The sequence below is a fragment of the Angelakisella massiliensis genome (assembly GCF_900104675.1).
Lineage (GTDB): Bacteria > Bacillota > Clostridia > Oscillospirales > Ruminococcaceae > Angelakisella > Angelakisella massiliensis.
In genome coordinates, this window is the sequence record NZ_LT629945.1 from 2954369 (window position 1) to 2974389 (window position 20021).

The window sequence follows — 20021 nt, forward strand, 5'->3', positions numbered from 1 at the left end:
TGCGATCCCCAGCTCACTTCAAAATGGGGATCTTCCCCGCCCTCTTGTGTGTCTGCCTGTAAAAGCAGAAAAAATTTTCCGTCTCTATTTTCTTTTTCCCCTGAAGAAGATGGAAATCCCCTATGCGGGCCTTGATTTCATCCGGGCAAAAAGGTATGATGGAAACGGTTTTTCTCTATTTTTCCGGAAAGGAAGTTATTTATGATCCTGTTTCAATGTGACTATACCCATGGGGCTCATCCCAATATCATTGAGCGGCTGGCTCAAACCAATCTGGAGCAGACCCCCGGCTATGGTGAAGACCATTATTGCCAGGAAGCTGCTCAGCTGATCCGTCAGGCCTGCGGCGGAGCGGATCTGGACGTTCATTTTATGGTGGGCGGCACACAGGCCAATTTTACTGTTATTTCTTCCGCGCTGCGGCCTTATCAGGGGGTGCTTTCGGCAGAATCCGGCCATATCAACGTCCACGAAACCGGAGCTGTGGAGGCCTGCGGCTACAAGGTTCTTCCCCTGCCTTCCTCCGACGGAAAGATCACTGCCCAGCAGGTGGAGCAGGCGGTAACCGCCCATTGGCAGGACTCTACTCATGAACATATCGTGCAGCCGGGAATGGTTTATATTTCCCAGCCCACCGAGGTGGGAACCATCTATACCAAAGAGGAACTGACCGCCCTCTCCCAGGTCTGCCGTAAATTCGGACTGCCCTTATATGCAGACGGCGCGCGTCTGGCCTGCGGACTCACCGCAGAGGGCTGCGGCCTCACCCTGGCTGATATGGCCCGCCTCTGTGACGCCTTTACCATCGGCGGCACCAAAATGGGCGCGCTGTTCGGTGAAGCGGTGGTGCTGACTCATCCGGCGCTGCGGAAGGATTTCCGGTATCTCATCAAGCAAAAAGGCGGCATGTTGGCCAAAGGCCGTCTGCTGGGCATTCAGTTCTGCGAACTGTTCCAGAATGATCTGTACTGGCAGCTGGGCCGCCACGCCAATTCCCTGGCGATGGAGATCCGTCGGGCCTGCATGGAAAAGGGATATCCTTTCCTGGTGGACAGTCCTACCAATCAGCAGTTCCCCATCCTGCCTGACAGCCATCTGGAGCGTCTGGCGGAAAAATATGTTTACAGCTACACTCAGAGAATGGATGAAAGCCACAGCGCTGTCCGCTTCTGCACCTGTTGGGCAACCCGAAAAGAGGATGTAGATCAGCTGGCAAAGGACATTCTGGCGCTGTAACATTCGGTTGGGTAAATGCCGCTGAAATCCTGGCTCCAAAATGTACAGCGCCGCTCCTTTGGCTTTCCGTAAATTCAAGATCTTTCCTTCAGTGAATCAAGTGGCAAAGGCGCCTGTGATGATATATCCCAATTGGAAAGAACCGTTTTGTGCCTTCTTTTCAGCGGTATCCATCTTTGCACGCCTGCTTTTAAAGAATCTTTTCTTATTTTGTACAGTCCCATTTTCAGAGCAGGCACAGTGATTCTCCCTGTGCTCTCTCATAAAACATCTCACCAGGTTCCATCCTCATGATTGAAAAAGGGTGGAACCTGTTTGTCTGCCCGACACCATCAGTCAGCTTTCCCTAAAAAAAGGAGGACTGTCGGGTTTGACCATCATGTTTTTTGACCCATACTTTTTTGAGCAGGGTGCAAAATTTTCTGCGTATACCACGGTGGTGCTTTCTCCTTTTGGTTTGACATTATCGGAGGAATCTCCTATAGTATTAACGAACGGCTCTCCATGAGGGAAGCTGAAAAAACAGGCAGCAATTTTCCCTTCATGCAGCAGATTCCCTTGCCCAAAAGCGTTTCCCGTCATTCCGCGCTTTTCGGCTTAAAAGTTTGGATGTCCATTGCGGCATTTCCCAGCTCTCAGGAGGTATTATGAAAAAAATCATCGCGATCATCGTGTCCGCTCTTCTGATTCTCTCCCTTGCAGTCGGATGCGGCTCAACTCAGGATCCGGAAACGCCGGAAATCCAATATACCAAATATCAGGCCCAGTTTTTCAATTCATTTGACACCATCATTCAGATCATTGGTTATACTGAAACAGAAGAAGAGTTTGACCGCTATGCCCAACTGGCCGAAGAAGAATTTCTCCGTCTGAACAATTTGTTTGATCGTTTTCATGAGTATGAAGGGATCAATAACATCTGTACCATCAATAAAAATGCCGGCGTCGCTCCGGTAGAAGTACCGGAAGAAATCCTGGACCTGGTGGAATTCTCGATCCAGTGGTACGATGAAACCGGCGGACAAACCAACATTGCAATGGGGCCTGTGCTCAATATCTGGCACGGTTATATGGAAAAATACGCCGGAGGCTCTCCCGACGCGGTGCTGCCCCCCATGGAGGAGCTGGAGGAAGCGGCCCTCCATACCGATATCACCAAGGTTCAGGTGGACCGGCAGGCTGGCACAGTGTTTTTGGAAGAGCCCGAAATGATGCTGGACGTAGGCGCTGTGGCCAAAGGTTATGCGGCTCAATTGGTTGCGGACCTGTTGTACGAGGAGGGCTTTCACTCTTTCCTCATCAGTGCAGGAGGCAATATCGTCACCAAGGACGCTCCCCTGGATGGCATCCGGGAAAAGTGGGGAATTGGCATCCAGGACCCGCAAAAGGATTCTTCTGATCCCAACGCATCCAGCATAGAGGTGGTGTTTGCTGTAAATGAGGCCGTGGTCACCAGCGGAGATTACCAGCGCTTCTATATGGTGGGTAATCAGCGTGTTCACCATATCATCGATCCGGATACGCTGATGCCCGCCAGCTATTACCGGGGGCTGACGGTGGTCAATGATGACAGCGGTCTGGCAGACCTTCTTTCCACCGCTCTGTTCTGTATGGATTACGACAGCTGCCGGGCTTTTGCGGAGGAGCATGACCTGAAGGTACTGTGGATTTTCGCCGATGGCACCGTGGAATATACCGATAACCTTTTGCCTCAGCTGCGGGATCGGGGCGGAGCCACCGCATCCATTGAGAAATCTTGACCAGTGCTCAACTGGAAAAAGATTGGATGTTTCTTACCGATTTGTTCACAATTTCTTTCCCTTTTATTCTTAGGGCAATACCGCATAAATGCCACAATCCGCATTATACAACAGGTGCCAAGTAAAAACTGTGGATAACCTCGGAAGTTTTTGTCCGCAAAGGCGCACTAACTCAAGCTGCCAGACAGGGTCTGTCAGCCAGAATCAGATTTGCTAACGCAAACATGATATTGAATTTGGCTTGCTGCTTTTCAAGCCCTCGGTATCGTGTTTTTCGAAAACGCAGCTGCTTCTTAACGACACCGAATACATGCTCTACTTTTGCCCGGACGGAAGATTTCGCCCGTTCCGCTTTCTTTGCTGCGTACTGTCCGCTTTTGCTCAGTTTCTTCATCTGCGATGGACGACGATTGATCTTGTACTTGATTTTCCGGCCAGCTTTGTTTCGGACTACGGCATCTTCGCGCTTACCTGCGCCGAGATAACCGCTGTCTCCATAGACTGTTTCTTCCTCTCCCGTCAACAATTTCGGCACTTCCGCAACGTCGTGGACATTTGCCGGTGTGGCTTCCACTGTGTGAACCAGTCCGCTGTCCTTGTCCACGCCGATATGTGCTTTGTACCCAAAGTGCCAGGTGTTGCCCTTCTTGACCTGATGGGCATCCGGATCCCGTTTCTTTTCCTTATTCTTGGTAGAAGAGGGGGCGGAAATGATGGTGGAATCTACAATGGTGCCCTTTTTCAGAATGAGGCCACGTTCCATGAGCGCAGCTACCACCTGAGCGAACAACTTTTCCTGCAGTCCGTTCTTGATCAGCAAGTTCCGGAACCGGCCAAGGGTATCCCCGTCCGGAACCTGGTTGCTGGAATCGACACCGCAGAACTCCGAAAATGCGCGGCTGTCGATGGCTTCTGCCACTGTGGCCTCATCACTCAGGTCATAGAGGTTTTGCAGCAGATACAGTCGGAGCATGATCTCCAGCGGATAGGGTTTGTTGCCGCGCTCTCCTTTGTAATAGCACGGCTGAATCATGGCAAGCCATTCCTTCCACGGGACAATCCGTTCAATCTGACTGAGAAATTCCTTTTTCTTCGTCCGCACCTGTGCCAATTCGTCACTGAATGCGGAAATCGTCATCTGTTTATCCATAGGTTTATTATATCACACTTGGCGGTATCTGGCACTTTTTTCTGTGCGGTATTGCCCTAGAGAAATAAAACCCCCTTCATATTTGCTGGATATAATAAGGCCATCAAGTTCAGGAACAGTAAAAAACACCTGATCATGCTGCCAGCCCCCGGCGGACGGAATACCGGCCGGGCAACCGGCAGAACCAATTACTTCTTCCCATTTTTTCGGGAGTTTTTATACGCATTCTTCTTTCTTCTTTCTTCCTATTCTTTGCAAAAGCGCGGCCGCAAAACGCCGCGCTTTTTGCATTCCTTCATATGCGGTTGAGGGTTGCTTTTTGTTTGGGAATTTTGTAAGATGAAATCATTGGCAAAGGGGATTATATTCAAAGCTTTATATATACTCCGGTTTATCCCGGACTGTTATCAACCAAAATATAAATTGAACAGAACCTGTTAAAACATATCCGAAAAAATTCACCAATCATCAGAAGAGGGGTTTCTCTCTTCCACAAGGAAACGAGGTTGATTCCATTATGGACAGACTTTACCTGGTCATCCCCTGCTATAACGAAGAAGAGGTGCTGCCGGAAACATCCCGCAGGCTGGAGGCAAAGCTGAAAGAACTGATTGGAGCCGGACAGATCTCCCAGGACAGCCGGATTCTTTTTGTGGATGACGGTTCCAAAGACCGCACCTGGGAACTGATCACAGCCCTCCACCAAACAAACCCTATGATGGAGGGACTGAAGCTTGCCCATAACCGGGGCCATCAGAATGCCTTGCTGGCCGGCCTCATGACAGCAAAGGACAGAGCCGATATGGTCATCTCCATGGATGCTGACCTGCAGGATGATATCGGGGCTGTAAACGCTATGGTGGCCCAATACCACCAGGGATGTGATATTGTATACGGTGTTCGCAGCGACAGGGCTACCGATACCGCTTTCAAGCGGGGAACCGCTCAGGCGTTCTACCGCATCATGTCCTTTCTCGGGGCTGATATGGTGTATAATCACGCAGACTACCGCCTGATGAGCCGCCGTGCTCTGGAGGGACTGGCTGAATATCGGGAAGTCAACCTGTTCTTACGGGGAATCGTTCCCATGATCGGCTACAAAACAGCCACCGTGGAATACAGCCGCGGAGAGCGCTTTGCGGGAGAATCCAAATATCCCCTGTCCAAAATGATTAATTTCGCCCTGGACGGCATCACTTCCCTTTCGGTCAAACCCATTCGCTTCATCACGCTGCTGGGCTTTCTGATTTTTTCCGCCAGCATCCTGATGCTTGTGTATTTTCTGGCTGTACATTTTCTGGGGCACACAGTTCCTGGTTGGACTTCCATTGTGGTTTCCGTATGGGCCATCGGCGGCCTTCAGCTTCTGTCCATTGGGGTAATCGGGGAATACCTGGGTAAAATTTATCTGGAAACCAAGGCCCGTCCCCGTTATCGCATTGAAACCCTGCTGACCCACGACCCGCAATAAACCATGTGATAACCAGGCGTATTTGAAGCATACAAATAAATTGGTTTTCAATTAAAGGGAGGAGGCCTTTTACTATGGAACAATGGAATATCATTCAGCCTGAACAACTGGAGCGTTCCCCTTTTCAAATGATCGGAAAGGACTGGATGCTCATCACTGCTGAAAAAGAAGGCAAAGTCAACACCATGACCGCCAGCTGGGGCGGCATGGGGGTCTTATGGCGTCGAAATGTGGTTTTTGTATTTGTCCGCCATTCCCGTCATACCTACGGATTTCTGGAAGCTGCCGATGGCTTTTCCTGCACCTTTTATCCCGAACAATACCGGCAAGCCCTTTCCTACTGCGGAACAGTTTCCGGAAGAGACGAGGACAAAATCGCCCACTGCGGTTTCACAGTGGATCACGCCCACGGGGTTCCCTTTTTCCAGCAGGCCAATACCGTCATCATCTGCAAAAAAATCTATTCACAGCAGATAGAAGCAAAGGACTTCATAGATTCTCAGATCCTCTCACAATGTTATGAAGGAAACGCCGGCGACCTGCACCGGATGTATGTGGGAGAAATCGTGGAAATCCGCAGTAAAAATTGATGAAAAAACCTTCAGCGGCTCAGGATCCTCCTGGGTCGCTTTCTTTTCCCATAAAAGATTTCTCTTCTCCCCTTGCATTCAGCATCAATTTATGGTATGGTAATGGTCAGATTATTTCCATTATGGAGATGTACCCAAGTGGTTGAAGGGTCCGCACTCGAAATCATGTTTCCACTTTGGAAGTCCAAACTGCCGAAAAGCCAGTAACCATGCGGGTTTGCGGGCAAGTTCAAATCGTGAATTGGGGTCTGTTCTATCCTGTTGTTCTTCCCAATTTCCACGGCTTGAATTTTGCGGGAAAATGGCTATAATGAGAGCAGCCATCTGACGGCCACTTTGAGAGGTGTATTTTGGGGTTCCGTAGTTACCGCTATCGTCCCTGATTTACCGTCATCATCCAAGTTGGTGTAATGATTCGAAATCAGGTTTCCTATGCGGAGTGCCAAACGGCTGAAACCCTTGGAACCATGCGGGTTCCAGCCGAGTTCAAATTGAATAATGTTGCTTGTTCTATCCTGTTGTTCTTCCCGATTTCCACCGGCTGAATTGGTCGGCGGGTCGGGACCAGGGATATAACATAAATTTGGAGATGTACCCAAGCGGTTGAAGGGTCCGCACTCGAAATGCGGTAGGTCGGCTCAAAACCGGCGCGAGAGTTCGAATCTCTCCATCTCCGCCATGAGGTCTGCCAGCGAAAAGCTGGTAGACCTCTTTCCTTTTTATGGAGAAACCGCCGATAGGTTTTGCAGCATGGGCGCCACAATGTCCTGCTCAATGGCTGCGGCGGATTGTTTTTTCGTGGCATATTGCAGATGCCCGTAAATATCCACCGTTGTTGAGATCTCACTGTGTCCCAGCCACTCCTTTACCTGTTCCATCGGAACACCGTTAGCCAGCAAAAGCGAGGCACAGGTATGGCGAAGATCGTGGAAACGAATGTGCCGTAAATTGTTCTTGGCAAGCAACTTCCCAAAGGTCGAGGACACATAGTTGGGTTTAATAAGATTACCGATCACATCGACACAGACATATCCCAGATATTCTTTGTTGTAGGAACGCCCGCACAGCTTGCGATTTTCTTCCTGCTGTTTCTTGGCCTCCAGCAACCGCTCTTTCAAAAAAGGAATCAATGGATAAGTCCGCAGACTGGATTTGTTTTTTGCCTTGTCCTTCTTAATCGTGACCCGTTCTCCCTTTACATTGCAAGTTGTTACCGTATGCCGGATGGAGAAACAGTTATGGTTGAAGTCAAAGGCACTCCATTTCAGACCGATAACCTCACTGCGGCGCAGGCCGTAAAAAGCAGTCAGAAGAACTACCAACTCGATCTTATGCCCCTTGATGACTTCAAACAGATTCAAGACTTCCGAATCCAGGTAGTAGTCACCTTTGAAGGGTTCAGGCTTGGAAATGATAATCCGGTCAGCCGGATTGCTTGGGATCAGATTTTTGTCAACCGCATAATTCAACGCCCCATGAATCAGAGCGTGGTAATGTTTAACGGTGGTCGGCTTGACCCGTTCCAATTCTTTCTCATAAAAAGCGAGAATATCTTGTTTGGTAAGGTCACAAAGGGCGACAGGATGCTCTCGGAAATACGGGGCGATGGGGTTGTTAAGCTGCTGTTCATATCCCGAATAGGTCGAGAGTTCGATGGGCTTGCTGTCCATCACCCGTCCGGTAGCAGACTTGTACTTGTGCTCAAGCCACTGATACAGGAAATCCACAAAGGAAATCTCTGCGGATGACGGGCCAGACGGAGAAGCCGACTGCTGTGAGGCCGTAGCCTCCTGAAGCAGCTTTTCCGTCCATTCCTTTCGGATGGTGGGAAGCATATTGTTTGCCCAGGTCTTGTTGCCCTTGGCTTTCTTATGGGTGGGAATCCATTTGGGCTTTCTCTTACCGTTCTCATCGGTAAGGTTTAGAACCCAATAGAGATACCCTTTTTTCTCGGCCACATGGCCGGAGATTAGTTTGCTGTTTTCTTGCAGGTGTACCGCTGGCATACTGATCTGTTCCTCCTTTTGCGGTATTGAGTTCACCTACCAATGACACCTTTATTGTATCATCGGACAGAACAAAACTCCAGGTAAATCCGCGTCAGAATTGTTAACTTTCTGCGTCTATCCGGTGAAGATCGACATCATAGCCTGCTACTCCGCCAAAGTGGAGCAGGTAATTTTCAAATAGCGAAGAATGTGGGCTTTAGGGATGCGGTAAGCCCGTCCAATTTTCAGGTACTCAATTTTCCCGTCTTTAAGTAACTTGTACCCGGTTTTTGTACTGACGCCAAGCGCCTCACACATTTGGCCAATGTCCATCACATCCGGGTAGTCTTTTAACATCAATCGGTAGGCATCTCTGGGAGAGAGTAGGCCGCCGTCATTTTCATACATTTTGAGTCCTCCTTTCGTTGGGGTATCCTATGCCAATGCTGATTGCCAGGGCTGCATCTACCTCCAGCATTTTTTCTTTGCTGATACGCCCAATGTAACCACGGAGCCGCTTCCGGTCTATTGTCCGCAGTTGTTCCAACAGAAGCAGAGAGGTAGGCGCAAGCCCCGGCACATTCTCAAGTAGGATATGGGTAGGCAGACTGTTCTTCGCTTTTCTACTGGTGATGGCTGCCGCAACAACGGTAGGACTAAAGTGATTCCCCACATCATTTTGGATAACAAGGACTGGGCGGATGCCGCCTTGCTCGGAGCCGACCACCGGGTTCAGGTCTGCATAGAACAGATCGCCACGCCGGATAGCCTTTCGCATAAGCTGACCTCCTGAATATTAAGTAAGCCGGAAATAGGGCAGGCCATAAGACCTGCCCCATTTCCGGCGAAATACTAAATCCGATTTGTTTTCTTTCTATGTGCCATTTGTCCTTGACACCCCGCACATATTGGGAAGTCATCAGTGACCGGCAGCGAACCGGCCCACGGGAATCTCACCCCTCCGAGGATCTCTCCGAGCTGCCCCCATTGTGTGAACTGTGGCTGGACAGGAGTACCATTATACCCCTTTTCGGTCATGGCCGCGCCAGGTGCTACCCGGTTTTTACAGGCTGCCGTTACTCGCTCATACGGGACAGGATTGTATGCAAGACCAATTATGATAATCAGGTGGGATCTGCTCATCATGTCCGTATATCATGGCGCGGCCCCTGAATCAGCTTTTGCTCATCGCACTGAAAAGGGGGATGTTACTGATGAATGAGTATGCGGTTGTCAAGGTACAGGTGAAAGAAGAACACTCGAAAGAATGCCTTTCACCTATCGTCCTGAAACCGCAGGGGTGTCAACCCTGTGCTGCAAAATATTTTTTAAGTTTGGCAATCGCCAGGTTTATGGACTTGGCAACGGCTTGATGGCTTGTCCCTTCCATGCGACCAATTTGCCGGGTAGAGAGTCCCTGAAAAACATGAAGCCGGAATCGCCGTTTCTGAACCTCGGTCAAAGCGCCCACTGTAAAAAGCTGCTCCAAGGCTTTCCAGGCATACTTGCGGTTCTGTATGTCAACAACTCGTTCTTCCCATTCTTCATCCAGTGCACGAGTGGCACAATGCTCCGTTTCCTCCAAACCGTGTATTGAAACATCCTTGCGGGTCTGGGCGCTCTCTGCCCGATCCTGCTCATAGTAGATTTGATCGGACAGGGCTTTCAGCTCTGCAAAGTCATGTTCCGTTTTGTCAGGATTCTCCTTCAGATAATCCTCCAGTGTGATTTCTATGATTTCCTTATGAAAGCGATAAACGATATTTGGGCTGTTTTTGTTTATCGCATAGTCGCTTTTGCGATAATTTTGCACTTCTGTTACCTCCGATTTGTTTTTTGCGGAAAACAAATCGGAGGTGGTGGCCCCCTAACTCTTTGTTCAGGGAGCCTTAAATGAAAGCGGCCGACTTTGTATCGGAATACAAAATCAGCCGCTTTCTGGATATGTGCATTGAGAAGTCCAATAGGGCAGGCAGCACCGGCAGGCGGGGGTTTGTCCCCGCTTGGGGAAAACTCCCGCGCACAAAAACGCAGACCAACGCCTATTGAAATTTGTCCATTGAAAGCCGTGTGTCGTTGATATGGGACAAAAAGCAACTTCTCAATGCTGCGGATTTTCTGATCCATAGCACTGTTACTCCTTGTCTGCTGCTATGCGGACGGCACACAGGCGGCTGGCATCATCCCCTTGTATTATAGAGTAGTAGTTATTAAAGCCCCTCTCCAAGGGCTGTGCTACACTGTAAGGGATGCTGTGGATTGGTGATCATCTCCTACCACAAGATGGCTCAAGAAAGGTTCCAACCACAGCCCCTTACACTTTTGTTGATCAGTTAAATACCGCCAGACGGTTTATGTGGAACAAGGCTACAAAAGTAAGGCGCACTGTGGATGCAGCATCACATATTTACCGCTGGAGGGATTTGTTATGGTGATTTCTGTTGGTATCGATGTCTCAAAGGATAAACACGATTGCTTTATCGTCAACTCTGAGGGCGAAGTCCTGGCAGATGTGTTCACTATCCCCAACAACATGGATGGGTTTCACTATCTGTTACAACGAATCCAGGATTGCGCCAACACGCAGAACAAAATAAAAGTAGGGCTTGAGGCGACCGGACATTACAGCTACAATCTGCTCGGGTTCCTTCTCGACAACGGTCTACCCACCTATGTCTTGAATCCCTTGCGCACAAACCTTTACCGAAAAAGCCTCAGTCTCAGAAAGACCAAAACCGACCGGGTGGATGCACGAACGATTGCCACTATGCTGTTATCCGATGCGGGCCTCAAGCCCTACACAGATACAGCATACCACAACGAGGAATTAAAGTCACTGACCAGATACCGTTTTGACAAGGTGAAGGAGCGTGCCAAGCTGAAAAGTTCTGTCTCCCGACTGGTCTGCATCCTGTTCCCCGAACTGGAAAAGCTGGTTCCTTCTCTGCATACTGCTTCTGTCTACACCTTACTGGAAGAATTCTCCGGTGCCAAACAAATTGCCGCAGCTCATTTGACGAGGCTGAAAACACTGCTCGAAACCGCCTCTAAAGGCCACTACAAACGGGACATGGCTCTTGAGATCCGAGATGCCGCCAGAAACTCTATTGGCTCCTGGATGCCCGCCAAGTCCCTTGAATTACAGCACACCATCCGGCTCATCCGTGAACTGGATGTCGAGATCGCCGAGATTGAGGAACAAATCCAGTCCATTATGGATGAGCTGTGTTCTCCCATTACCACCATCCCAGGGCTGGGGTTCCGCATGGCTGCCATGATCTTAGCCGAGGTGGGTGACTTCACCCGCTTTGACTCCCCAGACAAGCTATTGGCCTATGCGGGGATGTCGCCATCCACTTACCAGTCTGGGCAACTCAAAAACTGTTACCCCCACATGGAAAAACGCGGCTCCAGATACTTACGCTACGCCCTTTACAACGCGACCAAATATGTCTGTCACTGGAACCCGACCTTTGCTGCCTATCTTGCTAAGAAGCGTGCGGAGGGCAAACACTACAATGTCGCGCTTTCTCATGCTGCCAAAAAGTTGGTTCGTCTAATCTTTGCCATGGAGAAATCCAGGCAGCCATATTGCTCGGCAGCTTGAGGGCAACTACTTAAATAGCCAGCAGAGGCCTGACAAGACCTTAGCTTTGCTATACCTTTTTGAGCTATCCTTTTTCACCACCACCATTCATTTTGGGGCTTGACTTTTAATAGTTAATCTTTCTTCCATCAATGTGGCAGTTCTACGCTGCCGCCTTTGCTGATAATTTTTAATTGTAAGTTCTAAATTTGGGGAACCTTGACGGTTTTCCTCGGAATTTGTCGATAGCATAAAGAAAGGCGGCCCTTATCCATAAGATAAAGACCGCCGTTTGCGCTGATTATGTATGATACTGTTTTTGCAGCCCCTCATCGGCCTCACCTCACTTTTTCCCAGGGGATGGGTAGACTGTCACAGTAAGAGTTTATCTTGGAGAAATCATCAGGACTTCATCGAGAAATGTAAAATCTCCTTGTATTATAGAGTAGTAGTTATTAGAGCCCCTCTCCAAGGGCTGTGCTACACTGTAAGGGATGCTGTGGATTGGTTTCAACCTCCTACCACGAGATGGTTCCAGAAAGGTTCCAACCACAGCCCCTTACAGTTTTGTTGATCAGTTAAATACCGCCAGACGGTTTATGTGGAACAAGGCTACAAAAGTAAGGTGTACTGTGGATGCAGCATCACATATTTATCGTTGGAGGTATTTGTTATGGTGGTTTCTGTTGGCATCGATGTCTCAAAAGATAAGCACGATTGCTTTATCGTCAGTTCCGAGGGCGAAGTCCTGGCGGATGCATTCATAATCCCCAACACCATGGACGGGTTCCACTACCTTTTACAGCGAATCCTGCATTGTACCGCACCGCAGGATAAAATAAAAGTAGGGCTTGAGGCTACCGGACATTACAGCTACAATCTGCTCGGGTTTCTTCTTGACAACGGTCTGACCACCTATGTCCTGAATCCCTTGCGCACAAACCTTTACCGAAAGAGCCTTAGCCTGAGAAAGACCAAGACTGACCGGGTGGATGCACGAACGGTTGCTTCTATGCTGTTATCCGATGCGGGCCTCAAACCCTACACAGATACAGCATACCACAACGAGGAGCTAAAGTCACTGACCAGATACCGTTTTGACAAGGTGAAAGAACGTGCCAAGCTGAAAAGTTCTATCGCCCGGCTGGTCTGCATTCTGTTTCCGGAATTGGAAAAACTCGTCCCTTCTCTGCATATTGCTTCTGTCTACGCCCTGCTGGAAGAGTTCCCGGGGGCCAAACAGGTTGCCAATACCCATTTAACGAGGCTGAAAGCGTTGCTCGAAACCGCCTCCAATGGCCACTACAAACGGGATATGGCTCTTGAAATACGAAATGCCGCCAAAAACTCTATTGGCTCTCAGATGCCTGCCAAGTCCCTTGAATTGCAGCACACCATCCGGCTCATCCGTGAACTGGATCGTGAAATTGATGAAATCGAAGAGCAAATCCAATCCATTATGGATGAGCTTCATTCTCCTATTACCACTATCCCTGGGCTGGGGTTCCGCATGGCTGCCATGATCCTGGCAGAAGTCGGCGACTTCACCCGGTTTGACTCCCCAGACAAGCTGTTGGCTTATGCAGGGATGTCCCCCTCCACTTACCAATCCGGACAGCTCAAAAATTGCTACCCGCATATGGAAAAGCGTGGCTCCCGATACCTACGCTACGCACTTTACAACGCAACCAAGTATGTCTGCCACTGGGACCCGACTTTTGCTGATTATCTCGCCAAGAAGCGGGCGGAGGGAAAACACTACAACATTGCCATCTCTCACGCGGCCAAAAAGTTGGTTCGTCTGATATTTGCCATGGAGAAGTCCAGGCAGCCATATTGCTCAGCGGCTTAAGTGCAGCTACTTGAATAGCCAGCAGGGGTCTGACAAGACCTCAGCTTTGCTATACCTTTTTTGAGCCATCTCTTTTTCACCACCACCATTCATTTTCGGGGTTGACTTTTAATAGTTAATCTTTCTGGGGGCGGCGCTCGGCCGCCCCCGATAGGGATTGGAATATGGCGGGCGATCAGGACACGGCAGCTTCTTCGTTCTGTACGGCGGCCTCATACGCTTCCAGTACAGCGGCGGAGAGCTTTGCCCGCAGTTCCTTCGTCATGGGGAAGCAATGCTCCACCCATTCGCCCTTGACATTCCGGCGGCTGGGCAGGGACACAAACAGCCCCTTTTCGCCCTCGACGACCCGCACATTCTTCACCAGAAAGCAGTCATCCAGGACCACGCTGCACACCGCCCGCAGCTTGTCGGGACCGGTAAAAGTCTTTTTGATTTCCGCTTTGAACTCCATTGAAAAACCTCCTGTCAAAAATTAGGGCGGGGCCGATGGCCCCGCCGCTGCTTGTTCCGATCAGCCGCCGTAGTTGAACATATCCTTGATGCGCTGAGTGATGGTGGGCAGCACGGTGTCGTCCACGATCAGGTACAGACCGGCCAGGATCAGGGCGCCCAGGACAATGGAGATCAGCACAGTAATCGCCACATCCAGCGTACCCTGACCGGTGCGGTCGGTCAGCGCCTCCGCCGTGCGGTCAGCCAGCTCACGGGCCTTCTGCTTGGCAGTCCAGATAGAAGTCATAGCCTTAACCTGAGTGTTGCGGATGAAGTTAGCCATAGTTTTTTCCTCCTGTTAATAAAATGATTTATTTAGTAAGGCGCGGAAATCGCCTGTACTACGGAATGTATCCCGGCTTACTGGTAGTAGCCGAGAATCAGGTTCAGGGTGGCGGAACCGAGTACGGCGCCAATGCAGGACACCACCGCCACAACAATGCGGTTGTTCCACTTTTTCTGATCCATCTCGTCAGCCATGCCGCGCCGGATGCAGAAATAGATGATAAGCAGACCGGCTACCACCGGCGCCAGCACCATCAGCCAGGTTGTCACATCACCGACCAGTTTCTCGGTTCCCTTGACAATCTGACTGTCCTGCACACCAGCGGCATAAGCCGGTGCGGACATAAAAAAAGAGGCGGTAAGTGTGGCAATACCAACACCCACCGCCCGGACAGTCTGTTTCAGCCTGCCCGCCGTCTGGTTGATTTTCTCTTTCATTCAAAACCTCCTATGAGTTAATCATCATCAAGGCCACCGCCCATAGCGCCCTTTTGCTGCGAAAGGCGGCGCATGATGTCCTTCTGGTAGTAAATCCAGATGTTCCACAATGCGATTTCTTGCTTCGTGTCGGTGATGATTGGCCGTTTCTGTTCCCGTTCTTCCCGCAGCCTGCGGTTATGCTCCACATCTCCCAACCCCAACATCTTGTTGAACATCCACTGAGAAAGGTCGGGCGCATACATCATAGCGGGGTGGTCGCGGCTGGTGATGATTTGATGGGGACGCTTGACGCGCCGGACCTCATCGGTATTGAGCAGCTTCCTCTCGGTCAGGCTGACGCTCTGGGAGTTAGAGGGGGTTGTGTATTTGCCGTTGCTGGCCGAAAGCTGGTAACTGGATGTGGTGTAGCTACCGAGTTTGTCGGACATCTCCCGCAGCGTTTCCGGGTCATCGCTTTGCAGGTACGCCCAGACCTGACAGTTGCCCTTGATCGTGTTGGCGATATTGTCGCTGTACTTTTCTTTCAGTTGGTCAAAGCCCTGCACAAACAGGGCATATCGCATCCCACGGCCAGCCGCCACGGTCAGTTTGTTTGTCATGTCGCTGATGGGAGTAAAGTTGCCATACTCGTCAAGGATGAAGTTGACACGGCGTTCCAGACGCCCGCCGCGCCGGTCTGCCGCCTCTGCCAAAAGTTCGTATTGCTGCGACACAATGAGAGAAGCAATGGGATAAAAGGTGGTTTTCTCGTCGGGCAGGATTACAAACAACGCCTGCTTTTTACTGCCCATATCTGCAAGGGTAAAATCGCTGGTATGGGTGATAGCGTAGATGGACTTCGAGGTGAACAGCCGCAAGGTGGTCAGGGCAGAGGTGTAGAAGCTGCCTCTGGTACGGGACGGCGCCACATCGGAAATGGACAGAAGCGCCCGTGCCGGGTGGGATGGAGAGAGCTTCTTGACATACTCCAACAGCGGCATCTTATTTCCGATGGTACGGCACATTTCCGAAATGAACCAATACACATTGGTCATGTTCTGAAATTCCGGTCGTTTTTGGTTGTCGCACACCACGCAAAGAATGGCAGCCGCTATGATGGAACATTCACCGTTTGTCCAAATCTTTTCGCCCTCCGGCTTACCAACCAGATTGTTCGTCAAGTCCCAGGCCAGCATTTCTGCACGGTCGGTGTCTCCCTCACTGATGGCGTCAATGATGGGCTGGAGCAGATTGTAGCGCATACTCTTTTCGGGGTTCTTGAAGTCCAGCACCAAAACCTCATAACCCAACTTTTTCAGGAAATCAGCGGTGTAGTGGAACAATTCGGCTTTGGGGTCGGAGCAGAAGATGGATTCTCCGGCGAGTCCCAAAAGACAGATACTTTCCAGAACCAGACATCTTGATTTACCGGAACGAGTGGCGCCAACGCAGAGCAGGTGGCAGTCATCACCGACAAAATAGATTTTTTCTTTATCGCCCTCCTTTCGCATACCTACCACCACGCCGCCTTTTTTCAGCGGAGTATCCGCTCCCAAAGGTTCCTGCTTGGGAATACCTTTGGGGTGAAGGTTCAACTTCAATTTATCGCCTCCTTATTTTTCTTTGAGAAAATCCAAACCATCGTATCCGGTATCTAAGAGCTGCCGGATCGTTGGGTTGTGCGGGTCAAGAATATAGCTGTCAAATGCTTTGTCTTTCTCGGAATCGGTCATCCACCGGGCTGAACCATGCTGGTATTGGCCCACGGCTTTGGGTGTCTGAATTTCCGGGGTGATCGTGTCCAGGTCTGATTCATACGGCCTCATGTTGGTCAGGAAGAACATAACCGCCAACACACTTACAAACCCTTGCAGACACAGATACAACATCATGTGCTGGCGGTTGGAAAATAGGCTGGCAAGGCAGTCCCCGATGGGGAGAAGTGAAAGCCGGGTGATCTCTCTTGTCAGCAGACCGTGAACCGCTGTTGAGAAAAACAGGTTGAGAATCGCGCCGGAAACGAAGATTAACGCACACACCATCAGTTTAGGTTTTGTTTTCAAAACGGTAGTTCATCCTCCTGTTCATCCTCATCCTCAAGGGCATCCAGAAGTGAATCCAGATACGCCTTCTTCTCTAAATTCCAGGTACTCACCATATCCGACTCGTACTCGGTAAACGGTAAAATGCGTTCGGTGCCATCCTGAACACATTGTTTTGAGTTGAAAAAGCCAATATCGGCAAATTCATTATTGGAAATGAGAGTACCGTCATCTGTGCGAAACATGATTGGCATATTGTTGCCGTCTGCATAGTAAAGGAACCGATTCGTTGCATACGCAAGCCGGGCAATATCGCCATCGAGCAAAATAAAATATGGAATCTTTCGCTCACCGTTGATTGCCGGATATTTGTTGAACTCATCCAGAAACTCTTGGAGTTCGGGGCAGACCTCACGAACAGTCAGTTTGCCTGTTTCATTACGGGTAATTCTTTCAACTACATCTTCCAGTGCATGATCGGCAGTTAATTGACAGCCATACCAAGTAACAGCAGTAATAGGGAATGGCGAAACAACTCCGTCTATTTCTTTATAGACTTGTGTATTTTCAAAAAAATAGTGGGGCCAGTGACTTTTCATGTTATCGTCTGCCTTTTGACGCAGCGATATGTCCGCTTCGATAATGAAGTGATTTCCTTCCAGGTCGAAATCCAGAATTTTCATTGCAAATACCTACTTTGCCGCCTGTGGCTTCATAATTCCATATCATCTTCAACGGCGAAATCATCCAGAAACGCTTCGTTATCCTGATCCTCGGTCAGCTTGATTTCCTGCGGCTCCGTTTTGCCCATCTGCATGGGAATCAGAACCGGCAGCAGATGATCTTGTAAAAAATCAAAATCTACGCATTGGTCAGTGAACATACCAACGGTATTCAGAAACGGGGTATCCAGCGGGGTACAGATCATCAGGTCGCCGCGCTCTTTCCCCATCTTCACAATAAAAGAGGCAAGATTGACCGGATCGGGGTCCAGGCAGAACGCTTCATGCAGGCCGCCCTCCGCAGGGGCATACCCGATTAAAAAAGGATAGCCGCAAGCAGTATGGTTCTGTTTGGCTGCGCTGATAAGTTCAGGGGTGACAAACTTGGTGAGTTCTTCGGCAGCCTCATTTCTGACTGGCTTATCCAGAAGCCAGTCTTTCAAACTTTCCGGCTTGACGATGCCACAGAAGTCATGTCGTTCCCAATGAATGTATTTGCCGGTCAACAGGCTTTCTGCATACACGGCCTGACCTCTGGCTCCATAAATACATCCAAAACCGTTACGGGCATACCAGATGGAGTCATCGGCAGTCATGTCCTTGCCCTTGCTGCTCACCCCGGGCTTGAGAACCAGAAATTGATTTTCGTAGTTGTACTGGCTACTGTCGGGGATGCAGTCATTTATGTCCAGAGGGCGATCCGACTGGCGGATCATTTTCTGATTCTTCACCATATCATCGGATACATAGAGAATCGGGAGTTGCAGAAAAGTAGCCAGGCCAATTTCGTCCTTCATTCCCTGAGAGATGGTGTCGCCCATTACCCAGAGTTCATCGCAGCGCTCCAGCAGTTCGTGACCCATTCGTAAGCCCTGTTCCCGCTGCTCCGGCACTGCGTCATTCAGATATTGCGTGAAAATCGTGTGCGGCGCCAAGGGAATCACGCCGCAGGATGCTGCATAAGCACAGTAGTCCTTTGCCTTTTCCATGTTTTTTTCCATATCTCCCCGCAAGGGGGAAGAAATATAGACCAGCCTCAAAGTAACACCTACCTTTCCAAATTAAGCCCATCCACCCAACAGATGGACGGTGCAAAAGTCGATGAAAACTGCCCACCGGCCACGGAACATAGCCCGCAAACCTCTGAGTTTCAAATTTCCAGATCTTCCTCGTCCTCTAAATCACAGGCGCTTTCCACATCGGAACCGTAATCTGTGAACGGCAAAATGTGTTCTGTGCCGTTCTCGACATTTTCCTCGGATTCATACAGCCCCATATCGGCAAATTCATTGTCGGAAACAAGAGTTCCGTCAACGGTACGGAACATCAGCGGCATATAGTTACTGTCCTCGTAATACAGAAACTCATTGGTCGCATACGCCAGTTTTGCAATATCGCCGCCGTGAAAAATGAAGTACGGAATCGTTCGTTCCCCGCTGATAGCCGGATATTTTTTGAGTTCATCAAAAAACTCTTGAAGCTCTGGACAGACATAATGAACGGTCAGCTTGCCGATTTCATTGCGGGAAATGCGTCCGATCACATCTTTCAACGCATGATCGGCAGTCAGTTGATAGCCAGCCCAGGCAACGGCTGTAATTTGGAACGGCGAAACAGCGCCGTCCGTTTCTTTATAAACTTGCGTGTTATCAAAGTCGTACCGAAGCCATTGACACTCCATATCATCATCCGCCTCTTGGCGCGGCGAAATGTCTGCTTCGATGATGAAGTGACTTCCTTCCAGGTCGAAATCCAGGATTTTCATTGTAAACTCCTATCTTTCCAAGTCCAGCCCGTCCAGCTCATAGTCTGAAACAGGCGGTTCAAAGGCCGTATCATAGGTCACATCATCAAGCTGCCGGATTGCGTCCAGACGGGCCGCTGCCTGCGGATCAGTAACAAGTTCCTGTTCCAGCAGGGCGTCCGCAACGATGGCGTTGGAAACCGGATCTGTAAAACAAAGGTTCTCACCGTCCTGTGCGGCTTGTTCCATCACAGATTCCGGCAGGATTTCTTCGGCAAGGGCCTTCGGCACTTCCAGCCCACGTTTCTTTGTGCCGACGATCTCATAAATGCCCACGGCGATCTCCCCGCAGGTGATGATGTTTCCCCAAATATCAGGATTCGGGCGTCCATCACGCATACTTTGTCCCTCCATCTTCCTCATAAGGCATATAGGCTATGACGGTGAGGTAATCCGTACCCAGGCGCCGCAAAAGAGCATCCTGATGTTCCATGACCTGATCGACGATATGCTCCGGGCAGTATTTCATCAGGTCAGCTACATATTGCCCCACATCCAAGCCAATGGGATGCGCCAGGTATTCTTCATCCGTCATGCCCTCAAGCTGCTGGTTCAGCCCGTGTTTATACATCAGGAAACGGGCGATAGCGATGGTCTGATTTCTCTTGCTGCTCATTCTT

23 protein-coding genes and 1 tRNA gene are annotated in these 20021 nt (G+C 49.9%); 8 read left to right on the forward strand and 16 right to left on the reverse strand.

The genetic code is table 11. From position 1 onward, the window contains the following. Positions 1-201 precede the first annotated feature (201 nt). The 3 genes from BQ5383_RS19540 (at position 202) to BQ5383_RS19545 (ending at position 2996) form a co-directional block, all read left to right on the forward strand. Positions 202-1236: a threonine aldolase family protein gene (locus BQ5383_RS19540; RefSeq protein WP_071434852.1), complete on the forward strand. Its 1035-nt coding sequence runs from the start codon at positions 202-204 to the stop codon at positions 1234-1236. Positions 1237-1606: 370 nt separating this feature from the next. Beyond that, positions 1607-1744 carry a hypothetical protein gene (locus BQ5383_RS21295; protein WP_172724671.1) on the forward strand — a complete coding sequence of 46 codons (138 nt, stop codon included), beginning with the start codon at positions 1607-1609 and terminating at the stop codon, positions 1742-1744. A 139-nt stretch (positions 1745-1883) separates the two neighbouring features. Next, complete coding sequence (locus BQ5383_RS19545) at positions 1884-2996, forward strand: FAD:protein FMN transferase (protein ID WP_071434854.1); 1113 nt, start codon at positions 1884-1886, stop codon at positions 2994-2996. Positions 2997-3168: 172 nt separating this feature from the next. On the opposite strand, the gene BQ5383_RS19550 is transcribed toward BQ5383_RS19545, so the two are convergent. Beyond that, positions 3169-4134: an IS5-like element ISBian1 family transposase gene (locus BQ5383_RS19550; protein ID WP_083389760.1), complete on the reverse strand. Its 966-nt coding sequence runs from the start codon at positions 4132-4134 to the stop codon at positions 3169-3171. A 526-nt stretch (positions 4135-4660) separates the two neighbouring features. Between BQ5383_RS19550 and BQ5383_RS19555 the strand changes: the two genes are divergently transcribed. The 3 genes from BQ5383_RS19555 (at position 4661) to BQ5383_RS19565 (ending at position 6886) form a co-directional block, all read left to right on the forward strand. Next, complete coding sequence (locus tag BQ5383_RS19555; protein WP_071434856.1) at positions 4661-5617, forward strand: glycosyltransferase family 2 protein; 957 nt, start codon at positions 4661-4663, stop codon at positions 5615-5617. A gap of 74 nt (positions 5618-5691) precedes the next feature. Continuing rightward, a complete protein-coding gene (locus tag BQ5383_RS19560; protein ID WP_071434858.1) occupies positions 5692-6207 on the forward strand; it encodes a flavin reductase family protein in 516 nt (171 codons plus the stop codon). A gap of 585 nt (positions 6208-6792) precedes the next feature. Continuing rightward, positions 6793-6886 (forward strand) — tRNA-Ser (locus BQ5383_RS19565). Between the two features lie 40 nt (positions 6887-6926). On the opposite strand, the gene BQ5383_RS19570 is transcribed toward BQ5383_RS19565, so the two are convergent. The 5 genes from BQ5383_RS19570 to BQ5383_RS21300 all read right to left on the reverse strand — a co-directional run bounded on the left by BQ5383_RS19570 (position 6927) and on the right by BQ5383_RS21300 (position 10322). Next, positions 6927-8213, reverse strand: a complete 1287-nt coding sequence (locus BQ5383_RS19570) for a tyrosine-type recombinase/integrase (RefSeq protein ID WP_071434860.1) — start codon at positions 8211-8213, stop codon at positions 6927-6929. 147 nt (positions 8214-8360) lie between these two features. After that, a complete protein-coding gene (locus BQ5383_RS19575) occupies positions 8361-8603 on the reverse strand; it encodes a helix-turn-helix domain-containing protein (RefSeq protein ID WP_058963940.1) in 243 nt (80 codons plus the stop codon). After that, on the reverse strand, positions 8596-8973 hold the full coding sequence (locus BQ5383_RS19580) for a type II toxin-antitoxin system PemK/MazF family toxin (protein ID WP_071434862.1): 378 nt from the start codon (positions 8971-8973) through the stop codon (positions 8596-8598). The genes BQ5383_RS19575 and BQ5383_RS19580 overlap by 8 nt, the downstream gene beginning before the upstream one ends. Before the next feature lie 525 nt (positions 8974-9498). Beyond that, positions 9499-10008 carry an RNA polymerase sigma factor gene (locus tag BQ5383_RS19590; protein ID WP_071435300.1) on the reverse strand — a complete coding sequence of 170 codons (510 nt, stop codon included), beginning with the start codon at positions 10006-10008 and terminating at the stop codon, positions 9499-9501. A gap of 5 nt (positions 10009-10013) precedes the next feature. Continuing rightward, on the reverse strand, positions 10014-10322 hold the full coding sequence (locus BQ5383_RS21300) for a hypothetical protein (RefSeq protein ID WP_162611130.1): 309 nt from the start codon (positions 10320-10322) through the stop codon (positions 10014-10016). A 304-nt stretch (positions 10323-10626) separates the two neighbouring features. On the opposite strand from BQ5383_RS21300, the gene BQ5383_RS19595 reads away from it, so the two are divergent. Both BQ5383_RS19595 and BQ5383_RS19600 read left to right on the forward strand, forming a co-directional pair. Further along, positions 10627-11802, forward strand: a complete 1176-nt coding sequence (locus BQ5383_RS19595; RefSeq protein WP_071435302.1) for an IS110 family RNA-guided transposase — start codon at positions 10627-10629, stop codon at positions 11800-11802. A gap of 655 nt (positions 11803-12457) precedes the next feature. Continuing rightward, the gene (locus tag BQ5383_RS19600) at positions 12458-13633 is read left to right on the forward strand and encodes an IS110 family RNA-guided transposase (RefSeq protein ID WP_071435304.1); all 1176 of its coding nucleotides are present in this window, start codon (positions 12458-12460) and stop codon (positions 13631-13633) included. A 175-nt stretch (positions 13634-13808) separates the two neighbouring features. Here the strand turns inward: BQ5383_RS19600 and BQ5383_RS19605 are convergent, their stop codons facing one another. The 10 genes from BQ5383_RS19605 to BQ5383_RS19650 form a co-directional block, all read right to left on the reverse strand. Further along, positions 13809-14087, reverse strand: a complete 279-nt coding sequence (locus BQ5383_RS19605) for a SpoVG family protein (protein ID WP_055180693.1) — start codon at positions 14085-14087, stop codon at positions 13809-13811. A 60-nt stretch (positions 14088-14147) separates the two neighbouring features. Continuing rightward, positions 14148-14411: a DUF6133 family protein gene (locus BQ5383_RS19610; protein ID WP_025544405.1), complete on the reverse strand. Its 264-nt coding sequence runs from the start codon at positions 14409-14411 to the stop codon at positions 14148-14150. A gap of 77 nt (positions 14412-14488) precedes the next feature. Then, positions 14489-14851: an Mbov_0395 family pilin-like conjugal transfer protein gene (locus tag BQ5383_RS19615; RefSeq protein WP_025544406.1), complete on the reverse strand. Its 363-nt coding sequence runs from the start codon at positions 14849-14851 to the stop codon at positions 14489-14491. Positions 14852-14868: 17 nt separating this feature from the next. Further along, positions 14869-16434 (reverse strand): VirD4-like conjugal transfer protein, CD1115 family, encoded by a 1566-nt coding sequence (locus BQ5383_RS19620; protein ID WP_071434867.1) that lies wholly within the window; start codon positions 16432-16434, stop codon positions 14869-14871. A 12-nt stretch (positions 16435-16446) separates the two neighbouring features. Continuing rightward, entirely contained in the window at positions 16447-16896 is a 450-nt protein-coding gene (locus tag BQ5383_RS19625; RefSeq protein ID WP_071434868.1) for a TRAG family protein, read from the reverse strand. Beyond that, positions 16893-17558 (reverse strand): hypothetical protein, encoded by a 666-nt coding sequence (locus BQ5383_RS19630; RefSeq protein WP_071434869.1) that lies wholly within the window; start codon positions 17556-17558, stop codon positions 16893-16895. Before BQ5383_RS19630 ends, BQ5383_RS19625 begins: the two co-directional genes overlap by 4 nt. A 29-nt stretch (positions 17559-17587) precedes the next feature. Further along, a complete protein-coding gene (locus BQ5383_RS19635; RefSeq protein ID WP_071434871.1) occupies positions 17588-18637 on the reverse strand; it encodes a DUF7768 domain-containing protein in 1050 nt (349 codons plus the stop codon). Between the two features lie 110 nt (positions 18638-18747). Further along, positions 18748-19362, reverse strand: a complete 615-nt coding sequence (locus BQ5383_RS19640; RefSeq protein WP_071434873.1) for a hypothetical protein — start codon at positions 19360-19362, stop codon at positions 18748-18750. Positions 19363-19371: 9 nt separating this feature from the next. Further along, entirely contained in the window at positions 19372-19740 is a 369-nt protein-coding gene (locus BQ5383_RS19645) for a hypothetical protein (RefSeq protein WP_055180680.1), read from the reverse strand. Then, complete coding sequence (locus tag BQ5383_RS19650) at positions 19733-20017, reverse strand: aldo-keto reductase family protein (RefSeq protein WP_006354118.1); 285 nt, start codon at positions 20015-20017, stop codon at positions 19733-19735. The genes BQ5383_RS19645 and BQ5383_RS19650 overlap by 8 nt, the downstream gene beginning before the upstream one ends. Positions 20018-20021 lie beyond the last annotated feature (4 nt).